Source organism: Niallia oryzisoli (assembly GCF_036670025.1).
Lineage (GTDB): Bacteria > Bacillota > Bacilli > Bacillales > Cytobacillaceae > Bacillus_BD > Bacillus_BD oryzisoli.
Window position 1 is genome coordinate 3,740,571 of record NZ_CP137640.1, and the last position, 14,333, is coordinate 3,754,903.

14 protein-coding genes are annotated in these 14,333 nt (G+C 36.1%); 5 read left to right on the forward strand and 9 right to left on the reverse strand.

Features of this window, described 5'->3' with window-relative positions; translation table 11 throughout:
* The first annotated feature begins 83 nt into the window (after positions 1-83).
* From R4Z09_RS18830 to R4Z09_RS18845, 4 genes are all read left to right on the forward strand, one after another.
* The gene (locus R4Z09_RS18830; RefSeq protein ID WP_338448287.1) at positions 84-1,358 is read left to right on the forward strand and encodes an MFS transporter; all 1,275 of its coding nucleotides are present in this window, start codon (positions 84-86) and stop codon (positions 1,356-1,358) included.
* A 39-nt stretch (positions 1,359-1,397) separates the two neighbouring features.
* Positions 1,398-2,090 (forward strand): EthD family reductase, encoded by a 693-nt coding sequence (locus R4Z09_RS18835; protein ID WP_338448288.1) that lies wholly within the window; start codon positions 1,398-1,400, stop codon positions 2,088-2,090.
* A 189-nt stretch (positions 2,091-2,279) separates the two neighbouring features.
* Positions 2,280-3,002, forward strand: a complete 723-nt coding sequence (locus R4Z09_RS18840; protein ID WP_338448289.1) for an EthD domain-containing protein — start codon at positions 2,280-2,282, stop codon at positions 3,000-3,002.
* A gap of 99 nt (positions 3,003-3,101) precedes the next feature.
* Positions 3,102-4,001, forward strand: coding sequence for a LysR family transcriptional regulator (locus tag R4Z09_RS18845; protein ID WP_338448290.1), 900 nt, complete (start codon positions 3,102-3,104; stop codon positions 3,999-4,001).
* Positions 4,002-4,137: 136 nt separating this feature from the next.
* Here R4Z09_RS18845 and R4Z09_RS18850 read toward each other — a convergent pair whose 3' ends face one another.
* The 4 genes from R4Z09_RS18850 to R4Z09_RS18865 all read right to left on the reverse strand — a co-directional run bounded on the left by R4Z09_RS18850 (position 4,138) and on the right by R4Z09_RS18865 (position 8,088).
* Entirely contained in the window at positions 4,138-4,908 is a 771-nt protein-coding gene (locus R4Z09_RS18850) for an SDR family NAD(P)-dependent oxidoreductase (protein WP_338448291.1), read from the reverse strand.
* A 112-nt stretch (positions 4,909-5,020) separates the two neighbouring features.
* On the reverse strand, positions 5,021-5,764 hold the full coding sequence (locus R4Z09_RS18855) for a glucose 1-dehydrogenase (RefSeq protein WP_338448292.1): 744 nt from the start codon (positions 5,762-5,764) through the stop codon (positions 5,021-5,023).
* 60 nt (positions 5,765-5,824) lie between these two features.
* Positions 5,825-7,558: a class I adenylate-forming enzyme family protein gene (locus tag R4Z09_RS18860; protein ID WP_338448293.1), complete on the reverse strand. Its 1,734-nt coding sequence runs from the start codon at positions 7,556-7,558 to the stop codon at positions 5,825-5,827.
* 74 nt (positions 7,559-7,632) lie between these two features.
* Complete coding sequence (locus R4Z09_RS18865; RefSeq protein WP_338448294.1) at positions 7,633-8,088, reverse strand: MaoC/PaaZ C-terminal domain-containing protein; 456 nt, start codon at positions 8,086-8,088, stop codon at positions 7,633-7,635.
* A 538-nt stretch (positions 8,089-8,626) separates the two neighbouring features.
* On the opposite strand from R4Z09_RS18865, the gene R4Z09_RS18870 reads away from it, so the two are divergent.
* Entirely contained in the window at positions 8,627-9,568 is a 942-nt protein-coding gene (locus R4Z09_RS18870; protein WP_338448295.1) for an LCP family protein, read from the forward strand.
* 155 nt (positions 9,569-9,723) lie between these two features.
* Here R4Z09_RS18870 and R4Z09_RS18875 read toward each other — a convergent pair whose 3' ends face one another.
* The 5 genes from R4Z09_RS18875 to R4Z09_RS18895 all read right to left on the reverse strand — a co-directional run bounded on the left by R4Z09_RS18875 (position 9,724) and on the right by R4Z09_RS18895 (position 14,309).
* A complete protein-coding gene (locus R4Z09_RS18875) occupies positions 9,724-10,266 on the reverse strand; it encodes a DUF1259 domain-containing protein (protein WP_338448296.1) in 543 nt (180 codons plus the stop codon).
* A gap of 198 nt (positions 10,267-10,464) precedes the next feature.
* The gene (locus tag R4Z09_RS18880) at positions 10,465-10,764 is read right to left on the reverse strand and encodes a hypothetical protein (protein ID WP_338448297.1); all 300 of its coding nucleotides are present in this window, start codon (positions 10,762-10,764) and stop codon (positions 10,465-10,467) included.
* 182 nt (positions 10,765-10,946) lie between these two features.
* Positions 10,947-11,399, reverse strand: a complete 453-nt coding sequence (locus R4Z09_RS18885) for a pyridoxamine 5'-phosphate oxidase (protein WP_338448298.1) — start codon at positions 11,397-11,399, stop codon at positions 10,947-10,949.
* 75 nt (positions 11,400-11,474) lie between these two features.
* Positions 11,475-12,314 (reverse strand): alpha/beta hydrolase, encoded by an 840-nt coding sequence (locus R4Z09_RS18890; RefSeq protein WP_338448299.1) that lies wholly within the window; start codon positions 12,312-12,314, stop codon positions 11,475-11,477.
* A gap of 84 nt (positions 12,315-12,398) precedes the next feature.
* Positions 12,399-14,309: a XylR N-terminal domain-containing protein gene (locus tag R4Z09_RS18895; protein WP_338448300.1), complete on the reverse strand. Its 1,911-nt coding sequence runs from the start codon at positions 14,307-14,309 to the stop codon at positions 12,399-12,401.
* Positions 14,310-14,333: the final 24 nt, after the last annotated feature.

The window sequence follows — 14,333 nt, forward strand, 5'->3', positions numbered from 1 at the left end:
AGGAGGAGATCTGTTAGTGGACTCTACATAAAAGGCTTTAACTGTATGTATGTATAAAACTAAAAAAAAGGGGTTGAATGATTGTGTCGAAAAAGAGTAAAAAACTACATTATGCATGGTGGATAGCAATTGCCTGCTGTGCCATTTATGCTGGCAGCGTTGGAATTATTGTTGCATGCGCCGGTCTATTCTATAAGCATGTAAGTACTGAATTGGGAGTCGGTACAGCCGATATTGTGTTTTATACGACACTTATGTATTTTGTGATAACCATTACCCTTCCTTTTGCTGGAAAAGTCTTTGACAAAATTAATATGCGCGTTCTATTATCTGTTGCTGCGCTAACGGATGCCATTGCATTTGGATTAATGGGTACCTATACATCTGTTTATCAATTTTATGTTTCTGGTGTAGTACTTGGAATCGCCAACTCCTTTTTAATTTATGCAGCCGTGCCGTTAATTATTAACAACTGGTTTAAGATCAAAATGGGAACCGTTCTCGGACTATCCATGACATTTATGGGAATAGGCGGAGCAATCTCTGCCCCATTTGCCGGATATCTCATTGAAACAATTGGATGGAGACCTTCTTATATGGTGCTTGGAGCGATTGTTGCCGTCATCACCCTTCCATTTACCATTTTTGTCATTCGAAAAGATCCAAAAGAAAAGAACATGACTGCATATGGAGCAGAAATTGCTGAGGAATCCGCTAAAAATGTTGTTGAAGAAACAGGAACTTCTTTGAAACAAGCGATTAAATCCATGCCCTTCTACGCATTATTTATTTTTACTGGATTTTTAGGTCTAGTGGTAACAGTAAATTTCCACATTCCAAATCATCTACTATCAGAAGGATTCTCTACCACATATGCAGCTTCTGTTGTTACGTGTGTCATGATTGGACAAACATCCGGAAAATTCCTTATAGGCTGGTTAAACGATAAAATCGGGATTAAACTTACGAATGTGATTGGAATCGGTTCAGGTATGACAGGAATCCTGCTTATTTTATTTAGCGGAACCTTAGGTGGCGCTTCTATCTATATTGGAGGACTAGCTTTTGGAATTGGTTATTCCTGCAGTACTCTATTACCACCATTCATGATCAAAGAAATTTTTGGAAATCGAGATTATGCATCCATCCTTTCTATGATCATGTCAGCGTCTACTTTAGCAATTGCTCTTGGAACCACTATTTTCGGATTTGCTTATGACTTAACTGGATCCTATTATACTGTATTTCTCAGCGTATTAGCTATACAGGTATTATCTATTCTAATAGGATTCATGGTACTTAGAAGAAAAGCTGTGAGAGCCAATAATGAAACGATTTTAGCTGTTAATGAGAATTAATACATGTTATGCAGGGATTTTGTTAGCAGGAGGAATAATATGTATGTAAGAACCATCATTCTTCAAAAAAAAGATCATATAACAACTGAGGACTTTCAAAAATATTGGCTGGAAAAACACGGACCATTAGCAAAAAAATTATTTTGTGGAGGACTCAAACATTATTATCAAAACCACATAACAACTTCAAGCAGGTTAGGAATTGAGTCTACCAGAAGCAATTATATTGCAGATGGATTCGCTCAGCTATTCTTTGAGGAAGGAACTTCTTTAAAGGAAATGGTAAATGAAGAAGGATTAAGTGTTCTTAAAGAAGATGAAGCTCATTTTATTGGGAGCATGCAGATTGTCATAACAAAACCCAATAGTATTGTTAATCCGAACAGAAATAGACCTTTAATAAAAACAATATCATTACTAAAACGCAAGAAAAATATAGATATTGATAGGTTTAAAAAAGAGTGGTTGCAGATTCATCCAGATCACATTCTTGCAATGTCAGGAGTGGAAGGTTATATTCAGCATTTTGTTGTAGATAGAACGATAGATAAAAAGAATTCAGCCACCTATGATGAAGTTCCTATTGATGGAATCGAAGAACTTTGGTTTGAAGATACGGAAAGCATGGAGAGAGCTTTTCAGTCAGAGAACGGGTTAAAAATGATGGAACATTCAAAGTCTTTCTTGGAAGAAAAAACTACTTTTATCGTTCGAGAACATAAAGTGTTTTAAATCGAAAATAGCAGAATGATCAATTAGTCAATCCATATTTATTTTAATGACAAACTTTTTTTCCTTTGGCTGATTGTATTCAGTCTATGATGGTAAGTGAGCCCAGCCAAAAGAGGTAGAGTTTCCTCACCTCTTTTGGCTGGGCTGTTTTATATTATAGGAAAACAAAATTTTACGGTGGTGTTTTATATGATAAAAACGATGGTCTTACTTGGTGCTAACACTGGACAAGGCAGTGGAAATTTCCAATCCTCTTATCTTAATTCACATGCAAAAAACGTGGCTGGTAATGCCCATATAAAAGAGTATATAGCAAATGTAATCACTGAACCAACGCAGGAATTGATTAATGCAGGCTGGGGCTGGGGCGGAGACGATAATACCGGTATTCTAGCCATTGATGAGGTTTGGACAGACGGTATGATTGATGTTCTTTCTCTTTATAAAGGCATGAACGTTATTGGCGCATACGAAAGCAAACAAATAATCCTACGTCCTTGTTCTCCAAATTGGCCAATTGGAGAAAATTCCCGCTGGATAAAACGAATGGGTTTATTAAAATGCTTTGACGAGCAGCGTCCGGAGGATTTCTTTATGTATTGGGAGCATATCCATGCTCCGAAAGCATTGTTACATCATACCGGCGCAGGAATTTACGCACAAAATCATTTTATCAAAACCATAATACCTGCTTCGACCAAATGGAATGGATCCGTGTCGCTTTGTTACTGGAATCTCGATGCTTTTCAATATGGTCATTTCAGCAGGCCGGATTCTATGGATGTGATCAAAGAAGACGGTTCTCATTTCATGGATGTGTTCAAGGCACTTTATGCAGAGGAATATATCATGAAAAAAGTGCTAGAATGTGATATCACGGTTATGACTGCAGATTCCTGTTCCAAAGTTTAACATTTTTTAGGATAATAAATCCTCTTAGTTTTTATATCAATATATTCATGTATAATAGATTATATATTGACATTATTCAGTATACAAAAGGAGTCCAACATGGAACTTTTACATTTAAAATATTTTCAAACAGCAGCTAAATATGAACATATGACAAGAGCTGCCGCTGAGCTTAACATCTCACAGCCGGCATTAAGTAAAACGATCGGACGATTAGAGGATGAGCTGGGCGCTCCTTTATTTCATAGACAAGGAAAACAGATTTATTTAAATGAGTTCGGGAAAGCTTTCCTTGAACGAGTAAAACGTATTTTTTTGGAATTAAATGAAGGCGCCCTTCAAGTGCAGGATATGAATAGTCCTGATAAAGGGATTATATCGATAGCTATGACTCTTCCGCATATCATGCCCAAATTTTTTGGCGATTTTCTTAAAGATCATCCGCAAGTCAAAATCAAGCATAAACAAGCTTCCATTTCCGAAATGAAATATCAATTAGAAAATGCTGAACTTGACATCTGTATCTCTACCAGTCCAATAATAGGTGAAAATATTGAGTGGGTTCCGTTACGGGAAGAAGAAATATTTTTATCTGTGCCTCCTACCCACCGATTAGCGAACCGTGAAACAATTGATCTTCGTGAAGTTTCCGATGAAAGGTTTATAAATCTATCACAAGGCTATGGATTTAGGGACATTACAGATAAATTTTGTAAAGAAGCCGGATTTACACCTAACGTGGCGATTGAAGTGGAAGAATCCTGGACAATTCAACCATTAGTAGAATTAGGTCATGGAATTTCCTTTATCCCTAATCTCTCGGTACTTCGTGATTCAGCACCTAATACTGTGCGCATTAAAATTAGTCATCCAGATTGTAAAAGAACGATAGGGATTGCTTGGAATCCAAATCATTATCTATCAAAGGCTGCACTAGAGTTTCGTGAATTTTCTATAGAATTTTTTAAACATAGGGTAAATGAATATATCAAACAGTAAATAAAAAGAATCCATTTTGAAAAAAGATTGATCAAAATGGATTCTTTATTGCGTATTTGATTACAATTTTATACAAAAGATAGGTTATTTTCTGTATGCGAAATCTTAATTAATACCTAAAATAAACTTTCACTTCTTACAGAGCTCCCATCCCACCATCTACTCGATATTGTGCACCTGTGATAAACTTGCTTTCATCCGATGCAAGGAATGATACTAATGCCACAATATCGCTTGAATCTCCATAACGACCTAACGGAATCGCTTTAGAATAAGCTCCTTTTACAGATTCAGGATTATCCGGATTTGCTTCGGCTTCTATGGAGCGCATCATCTGCGTATCTACTGGTGATGGGTGGATGGAATTTACACGGACATTTTTTCTCGCTACTTCTAATGCAGCCGTTTTCGTTAATCCTACTACAGCGTGTTTAGAAGCTGCATAAGCCGACATTTTAGGAGATCCCCTTAAACCATCAATAGATGAAGTATTTATGACACTACCATTTTCTTGTTTGATCATGACCGGAAGTACATGTTTAAGACCCAAGAATACACCCCGAGTATTTACAGCATACACTTTATCAAAATCCTCTACTGTCTGTTCGATTAGAGACGTTCTTTTGCCTGTTATACCCGCATTATTAAAGAAAATATCAATTTGTCCAAACTGTTCCACAGCTTTCTGTACATAATTCTTAACATCTTCCTCTTTGGATACATCTGCCTGAACGGTAACTAACTCTCCATAAAGATAAAGCTCATCCTTCACTTTATTAAGAGAATCCTCAAATAAATCGACTAAAACTACTTTGGCACCTTCTTTTAAAAAAGTGACCGCTGCTTCTTTACCGATACCGCCAGCTCCACCAGTGATTACCGCCACTTTACCATCAAATTTCCCCATCACAATCTCTCCCACTCTATATAATCTTAAGGTCTTACATTAATGTGCCTTGTTGCTAATATAGTACAATGTCTTTAGAACAAGGAGCCCCTTGTCCCACCAAACATATACTTTATTGCGCCGTATAACCGCCATCAATGACTAATTCAGTACCAGTGACAAAACGTGACTCATCAGAAAGTAAGTAGATAGCACCGTATGCAATATCTTCTGGTGTACCTAGGTTCGGCCAAGGTGTCTTCTCTTTTAAAGGATGTTGACCGTTTTGTACTTCTGCCATGGCTGTTGCAATAACACCAGGATGAATTGAATTTACTCGAATATAATCTTTCGCTAACTCTATCGCTGCTGATTTCGTCATTAACCTTATAGCTCCTTTAGAGGAATGGTAGGCTAAAGAAGTTGGACTTCCGACAAGACCCCAAATCGAAGAGATATTAATAATCGATCCACCGCCGTTTTTTTTCATTAGCTTAGCACCATGTTTCATTCCTAGGAAAGTACCATTAGTGTTAATGGATTGGATTTTCTCAAACTCTTCAAGAGATGTATTTAAAATACCGTTTCTAATTAATATCCCAGCATTGTTTATTAATCCGTCTAGTCTTCCAAATCTGCCCTCTGTTTTCTCAACAACGTATTCCCAATCCTCTTCCTTTGAAATATCATGTTTTAGCGTGAGGATGTCTTCATGATGATCCTCAATTAATGAAACGGTTTCATTTAGACCGTCCTCATTCACATCTGTTAATACTAGCTTTGCACCATGTTTTGCAAACAATTTAGCTTCTTCTCTACCTTGTCCACCAGCGGCTCCAGTTATTAGGATTACTTTTCCATCTAACCTTTTACTCATTCTTTATCCCTCTTTCCAAATTGAAGTCTTTATACCTCGATATCTGTCAATAACTTTCAATTAAAATACTGATTTGATCTTTTCTTTTTCTTCTAAATACCATTCTTTTAATTTAAACTTTTGTATTTTTCCCGTTCCATTGACTGGAAGTTCCTGTTGGGTTATAAACCTTATATACTTAGGAATTTTAAACCTTGCTAATTTATCAGATACATATGCCAGCATTTCTTCTTTTGCTGCCGTTTCGCCTTGCTCCAAAACAATCCATGCCATTCCAACTTCGCCCATTAATGCATCAGGTACTCCTATTACATAGGCTTGATTTACTTTAGGATGACTTGTAATAATATCCTCAATTTCTTTTGGTGCAACATTCTCCGCACCAATCCGATAAATTTCTTTGATTCTACCAGTCAATGAAATGTATCCGTTCTCATCTATTACACCCAAATCACCTGTATGCAGCCAGCCATCAGCATCGATTGTTTTTAATGTTTCTTCCGGTTTGTTGTAGTAACCCTTTGTTACCATCGGTCCTGTGCATATCAATTCGCCTTCCTTTCCAAATGGAAGGATTTCACCAGTATCAATATTAACTGCCCTAAATTCAATATTTTTTCCATTCAGCTCTTTTAAACCAACATGTCCTCCTGGGATCGGGCGGCCAACATATTGATTTAAATAAGGAAGCTCATCGGTCGGATCCGTTTGTAATACGCCGGCGGCAATTTCCGTCATTCCATACCCCGTATTTAATTCTTCTATGCCCATTTCCTCTTTTAAACTCTTCCAAATATGTGCAGGCACTTCTGAACCAGCACAGTACATCGATTTTAAACTCGTGATATCATACTCTTTTAATCGGTAGGCATTTAGTAGTCTAAGCCCAATCGTTGGTACACATAGAATATCTTCAACTTTGTGTTTCTCAATGATAGATAGGGCTTCATATTCTTCAAAATCACGTTGTATGATGACAGAGCCGCCTACCATCGATACGGCTACAATCCCTACGATATAACCAAAACAATGGTAGAATGGAATCGGCACAAATATTCTTCTTTCTTCTTGATAGCCTCTGCTTATCGCTGTTCCTAGAGCACTTCGCCAAATCATATCATGTGTAACCAATACTCCCTTAGGTAATGAAGTGGTCCCGGAGGTGTACATAATATCTGTTACATCCAATACATGATCGTTACTATCTTTCTGGTATCTTAGTAAAAATTCTTTCGATTGTTCATCGGTTATCGAATAAATTAGTTCATAAAAATCTGTTGTTCCAGTATATTTTTTTCCTTTAGGTGAATAAACAATAATTCCTTTCAAATTTGGAAACTTTGCTGATTTTTTTCCTTCGAATACTTCAGGACAAAGATCTTTTAAAATAGATACATAATCAAATTGATTCCATTTGTCCAGCGTAATAATATAATTAGAGTCTGATTGACTAATTAAATAACTTAATTCTTCCTTTTTTAATCGGTAATTTAATGGCACGGTGACACAACCGGCGATGGCACTGCCCAACTTAGAAAAGATGAATTCAGGGTAATTAGGAAAAATTAATGCGATATGCTCTCCTTTTTTCACCCCTGTATCAACCAAACCTGCAGCTAATTTTATTGATACATTTTTCGTCTCATCATAAGTCCAGGATTGTTCTTCACCGATAATATACACATTTTCTTTATACTTATCTGTCATCCTAAAAAATAGGTCCTGAATAGGTTCTGGACTCCAATTTTTAGATTGATCTTCGAATTTCTTTCTTCTCAACGCAATCGCTTCCATTTTTTCTCTCCCTATTACCATTTTTCTTATTTTGCCTTCTAACGTTACAAATTTAATTTCCTAACTGTTATCGATTAAATAGTCGGAATACCTATCCTTTTCTTCATTAATAAGACAATTTCTCCCTCTGAAACGATTTCTTCTCTTTGGTTAAAAACAAGAACGGTCCTTGTTAGCACACCACGATCTTTTTTTGATGTTTCTTGTTTGTCTTTTACGATAAATTTTGCATAAATGGTGTCTCCAGGAATAACTCCTCTTTTAAATCTCCAATTAATTTCTAATAGACCAAGTGTTGATCCATTTACAATTCCCATCATTGACTGCAAACCTGTTATAACAGACACGGATAATAATCCATGGGCCACTCTTGTTTTATAAGGTGTTTCTTTCGCAAATTCCTCATCAATATGAAGCGGATTATAGTCACCTGAAAGTCCCGCAAACTGTACCACATCCGTTTCCGTTATCGTTCTACGTGGTGTGATCATTTCATCCCCAATATGAAAATCCTCAAAAAACATATCCATTTGATTGCCTCCATTTTTAGTTATAAATTGATAAGATAAAAAACAAATAGGCCCAGCAAAAAGGTGGAGATATCCACTCGTTTGCTGGGCCTATTTACGATACGAGATTGACTGTAAAATCAACCCCAGTAAATAACAGCGATAATCATTTATTTTAGATAAATTAGATTTCTGCTTAATTACAGCCCCTTTCGTAAGTAATTAAAGTAAAAAAGCCCAGCAAAAAAGTATAATAGCTTATACTCATTTGCTGGGCTTATTTACTACATAGATTGACTTTTCACGGTAATCAATCCTCGTAAATAACAGCTTACTATTTAATATAATCTAATATTAAATAGACATTTGAGTTTTGTCAATTATTTTTTGTATTTTTAGAATATTTTAATTATATTTGGGTCGATGAACCTGTCCCCTCGACCCATGTAATCATAATTTCAACATAATGTAATGAAATTTTTAATGGTATGAAATCTTTTTATGGAATAATTATGAATTCGGTAGTCTATCAAAATATATTTTCTAAGGAGGTGAAAGCTTGTCACGAGCAAAAAAGAAAAGAAGAGTAAGATGGGGCAGGATTATTGGTGCCTTCTTTTTCATTGGAATTTTTATGATTGGTCTTTTCAATGTCATTCAGTACATTAGCGAAACGATCATTGCCCTTAACCAGCCATTGAATAAAACGGAAAATACTCATTCCTTTCAAGGAAAGAAAACGGAAAATAAATTAGAACCGGTAAATGTTCTTTTATTAGGAAGTGATTCCCGCGGAGAGGAACAAGCTCGAACGGATACCATAATGGTTGCCCATTATAATCCACAATCCCATAAAGTAAAGCTTATTTCTCTCATGCGTGATATGTATGTCACTATACCTGATTATGGTCAGCACAAACTAAATACTTCCTTTTCACATGGTGGTCCGGATTTACTTAGGGAAACGATTAAAGAAAATTTCGGGCTCGATATTAATTATTACGCCATCGTTGATTTTAAAGGGTTTGAAAAGGCTGTCGATATCCTTGCTCCAAATGGAATTGAAGTTGATGTACCATATGAAATGTCTTATGGGATTGGCATGACGTTAGAACAAGGAAAGCAGCGGCTTCATGGGAACGAACTGCTGGGATATGTTCGTTTTCGTCATGATCGGTTAAGTGATTTTGGACGGATCCAAAGGCAGCAGGAAGTGATTTCGAAATTAAAGGATGAGGCGGTAAGCTTAAATAGTGTTGCGAAACTACCAGAGTTATTAGATCTTTTACATACATATGTAGATACGAATATAGAAACTTCTACCCTTTTGCAGATCGGAAAAAGTATCGTAACGGACAAAAGCGGCGCGATCGAAACATTACGTATTCCTGAGGATGGCAGTTTTCAAAATAACCGTTATGAAGGAATTGGAGAAGTTTTAGAAGTTGACTTTGATCAAAATAAGGAAAGCATTAATAAGTTTTTGGCTAAAGATGAGTAATATTAATTTAAGAATGGAAAAGTAAAAATAATTAAACAGCCTAGGAATATATTGGTTATTTGTGGAGTTGAGGGACAAATTTGCCCCTCAATTTTGCCTTTTATAAACTGCATGACTTTAATAAGTCCGGTCAGGACAATGTCACTATGTTCCACTTAAAACAAGCCGGCTGCTTTTGCAGCTTCAAAGCTCATTCTTGCAAATTCGAATGGGTCTCCAACATTCTCCCAGTGCATATACATTAAACGCGGCTCTTCAAACAGCCAGTGGTTATGGAGTGCTGTCACAATGATTCCTCTTTTACGTAACTCGGTGATGAATGGATTAATTTCCTTTTGAAGAATAACCGTTTCTCCTAGATTAAGTGTATTTCTGCTATGATCTTCAAAGGAAAGTGCAAATGGCAGGGCTAGCGGGGATTGAGTACGACGGCCTAAAATCGTTGCATTAATATCCCGAAGCCGCTGCACTAGACAGACAGGGGTACTTGTAATCACTTCTCCTCCAATAATGTCTGCAAGCTTCTGGCATGTAGACCGATTGATTCCTTCAACATTCCCATGTGAATCCCTTTTGTGACGCTTTCTTTCATCAAAATCAGATTGGACATCAGAACTTTCATCGAAATTTTCATGAGGATGAGGACGGCGACGATTTGAACCTCCGTACATAAAATTCCAAAAATCTCTTTCTTCCATTTAATACAACCCCTTATTTCAGAATCTTTAAATCTTTAATTAAGGTATTCAATCCTTTTGGACATGCATAGTCTACATACCTACGAAAATTAAGGTTAGGTTGCAAAATGGACAAATGTTTTCTTCTTACTCGAAACTTGAAAAATAGCACTAAAAAGAGATGCATCTTTTCTCAGACGCATCTCTTTTTTAATTTTTTTACATTTCAATAAGTAACACAGCTTTGTTTTCGCCTTGAGTAGTTAACACAATCTCATACGGCAGATCAACATCTTCTTTTCCAACGACTGACACGGTGATCTCACCGTTATTTTCCAACACTTCTGGAAGGGGTTCCACAGGAGTCAGGATATCCAATTCATTTCCTGCTTCGTCGTATGCTTTCAGACCTGGATTCAATAGATCAGATCCTGTTTCATTTATAATTTTTAACGTTCCTTGTAAATTAAAGAATCCGCCAAATTCAAAAGCAATGCCATTTTCTTTGTTAAAATACATAGTTCAAATCTCCTTTAATAATTTTGAAAGTTTACACTATTATTATATATTTTAATCTAATAATATTCAATTTTTAAAGTAATATATATTTTGAAAAAACAAATCTATAAAGAAAGCTTTTCAATCGCTTCCCTATCAAAAAAAATAGACCCCCTATTAAAAAGGGGCCTAAAATAAATTCTTTATTCTTTTGAACTTAATAGTTGATAAACTTCATCATCTAATTTCTTAGCTAATTGTGGATCATATGTTTTTTCATATTTAGGAAGGACTGTTAATTTTCCTCCATAAAACATAACGTCTTCTACTTCTTCCACATCAACTGTAATGACCCGATACTTCATAGTTCCTGTATGAATGTCAGATACGGATGCTTGGCCTGCCACTGAATAGCAGCTTTCAGGTCCGATAATTCCTAGGGTAACAAAAGGATCTGCTTGGATGTTATTGATGCTAGAACCTTTATGCCCAACAGCAATTTTAATTTGTTTTCCATCTTCCGTTGCAAGTACCCATGATACGACTGTTAGCTCCGGTCTTTTGGTTTCAGAATTAATCGTAATTAAATTAACGATTGTTTCCCCTTTTAACAATTCAATGATGTTAGAATCTAATACTGTTTGAACTTTAGACATAATTATCTCTCCTCGTGTTGAATAGTTGAACTACATATATATAATAAAAATTTTACAAACAAGTTAGTGTTCCGCTCATACTAGATTGGCTGTTTCTGGTTGATTCAAAAATCCAATCACTTGAGCAATAAATTCCTGAGTTTTCTCTATTTGCACCCAGTGTCCACAGTGTGGAAATACATGAAGCTGAGAATTCGGGATTAACTGAGCAATTTTCCAGCTTGTTTCTTCTAGAGGAATGACTTTATCCTCTCGTCCATGAATTAGTAATACGGGCTTCTTAATGCTCTTTAGTTCATCATCTGTCAATGCCATTGCATCTAAATGTCTTTGTCTTGGTGCTGGGAACATACTAGAAAAAGCCTCTTGGAAACCTTCTTGAATACTAGCCTGATAGCGCATTTCTACTAAATTATCATTTGCCGCATTACTTTGATCATAGGAGAAGATCTTAATAAGATTTTTCATATTTTCAAAGCTTGGTGTATACCCCCAAACGGCATCCAAACCATCTGAAAGCGTTGACTTATTTCCTACACTTCCCATCAAGATGACTTTATTGACAAGATCAGGACGACGATTAACTAAATGAAGCGCAATAGCTCCCCCAAACGAATTCCCAATAATGGAAACTTTACGTTCACCAATAGCTTCTATAAAATCTATCATATGATTGACCCATACATCAATAGAATACTCCTGTCCCTCTGCTCTTTCTGTATACCCAAAGCCAACAACATCTGGTGCGTAAAGATGGAAATGCTCTGAAAGTGCTGGGAAAGCTAAACGCCAGTTCGCCCATGCTGAAACCCCTGGACCAGAACCATGGATTAAAAGAAGCGGTTCTCCCTGCCCATCCTCATGATAATGTGTTTGAATTCCTTTGACATTAATATATTTTCCTTGTTCTACCATTTAAAATTCTCCTCCCATTTCGTTCCATCTACAATGTATCATTATTAATCAATGGAACAGTCATTTCATTTCTTCTATATATAATTAACCATTATCACTTAAGTCAGTTGAAGTGCTCACATCTATATCCAATTCACCCCAATAAATCATGAGTTTAAGCGATAAATAAATTTGATAGCCCACATCAGGTACATTTATATCCGCTTCAAGCAGTTCATTTATTTTTTGAAGACGATATCTGAGACCGCTGATCGAAAAATTCATGGCCCTTCCTGTTTTATTAATATTACAGCCATTATTTAAATAGTGAAAAAGGGTTTTGGTCAGTTCCATATCCTTTTTCTTATCTTCCTCTATTAAAGTCCCTAATTTCTTTTTAATAAATTTTTGCAGACGATCATTTTCCGCTTGAAAAATGATTCCTTCAATCCCTAAAAATTCAAAGAAAACAACCTTTCGATAATGGTTGGCAATTTGTAATGCTGAGGTGCTCTCGTCATATAATTGGGAAGCCTCTTCGATCTTGGAGGAACTTGAGCTAATACCAAATTTAAAATCATATGATGGATACTTCTTTGAAAAATAAACTTGCATGGACTGACAGATCTTTTTCTTACTATTTTCACTTTTCAGCGCCAAATCTTCGGATAATAGGATAATCATTTTCCCTGATTTTTGCCCCAACAATGCATTGATTTTTCTATCCTTAAGGAATTGAGATATGTCATTAATTAAGCGATCATTCAACTCTAGTTCGTCCCTTATCGTTAACTTTTCCTGATTAGGACAAATAGCAATCATGAAATAAGGAGCGTTTATTTGAAAGCCCACATAATAGGCCTTTTTAGATATTTCTTCAAACGTCATTCGATTGGAAAGAATATTATCCAGAAGGTTGCCTTGCATACGTAGCTCAGTTTGAATTCGTGTACGCTCATGAAACAAATAGAGAGAACAAGCCAAGGCCCCTTGTTCTAAAATGAGCTTATCAACCTCCTGTGGCTCTGCATCTGTATATAAAAAGGAGCAGTATGCTACTACTTCTTTTTGAAGGTAAATAGGCGTAATCAGCCTTTTATAATCATCAAAATCAGTTATCAATTTAGCCCTAGTTATTTTGTTTAAATCTTTATTCCTTTTGTTATGCATGAAATGGCTTAATTGTTCAGAATAAACGTTACCCTTTTCCTCACAAATTCCCGCTGCTGCTAGAAGATCCAACGTTACGTCCTCAATTAGAACAGGTAATTGTGTATGTTGATAGAGGGCATTTGCTACTCCGTTCAAGTCATTCTCTTTTAGTAATTCTTCTACCATTTTTTGATGCACATCATACGCTTTACTTAAATTATCTCTTTCAATTTTAAGCTTTCTAAACGTATCGTTTAGCTCATCAATAATAGATTCTTCTTCATAATATTTTAATTCTAGTTCAATTTCTCCATTCCATTCTTCAACCGTACGGCAAAGAACCTGACAATGTTCATGGCCCATCGCTTGACATTTTACTTCTTTCGCAATGACTTTTTTTCCGAGAATGGTAGTTAGGTAACCGCTCGCATAACCTGTCAATGTGTGGCAAACAGGTTCATTACTATAGCCGTACCTCTTTATATGCTCCTGTGCTTCATATGAATTTCTCCATATGGCTTCGTGATAAATGTTTCCTATATGAAAATTTGCTTCTGCTCTAAGATTGGGTGCTTCTTCAATATAACCGTGCAATGTATGCATTTTAGGACCAGCTAACAACATCTCACGTGGATCCTGCCAGGATAACTCCTTCACCTTTTCTGCATCATACGCTCCTGTATGCCATCCATACCTTAGAAGAAACCCTTTTGTTCGTTCCAGTCCAATCGTTTCAAGAAGCTCATGCCGAAGCATTCCTATTGAAGCTGCTGGAATGGAAACCATTCTTTCCCGAGGATCCTTTTGATTAAATGGATTTGATTTTTTATAAAATTGTTCTAGCTTTAGTTCATCAGCTTTCAAAATCCCACCACCAAGTAAAAAGAA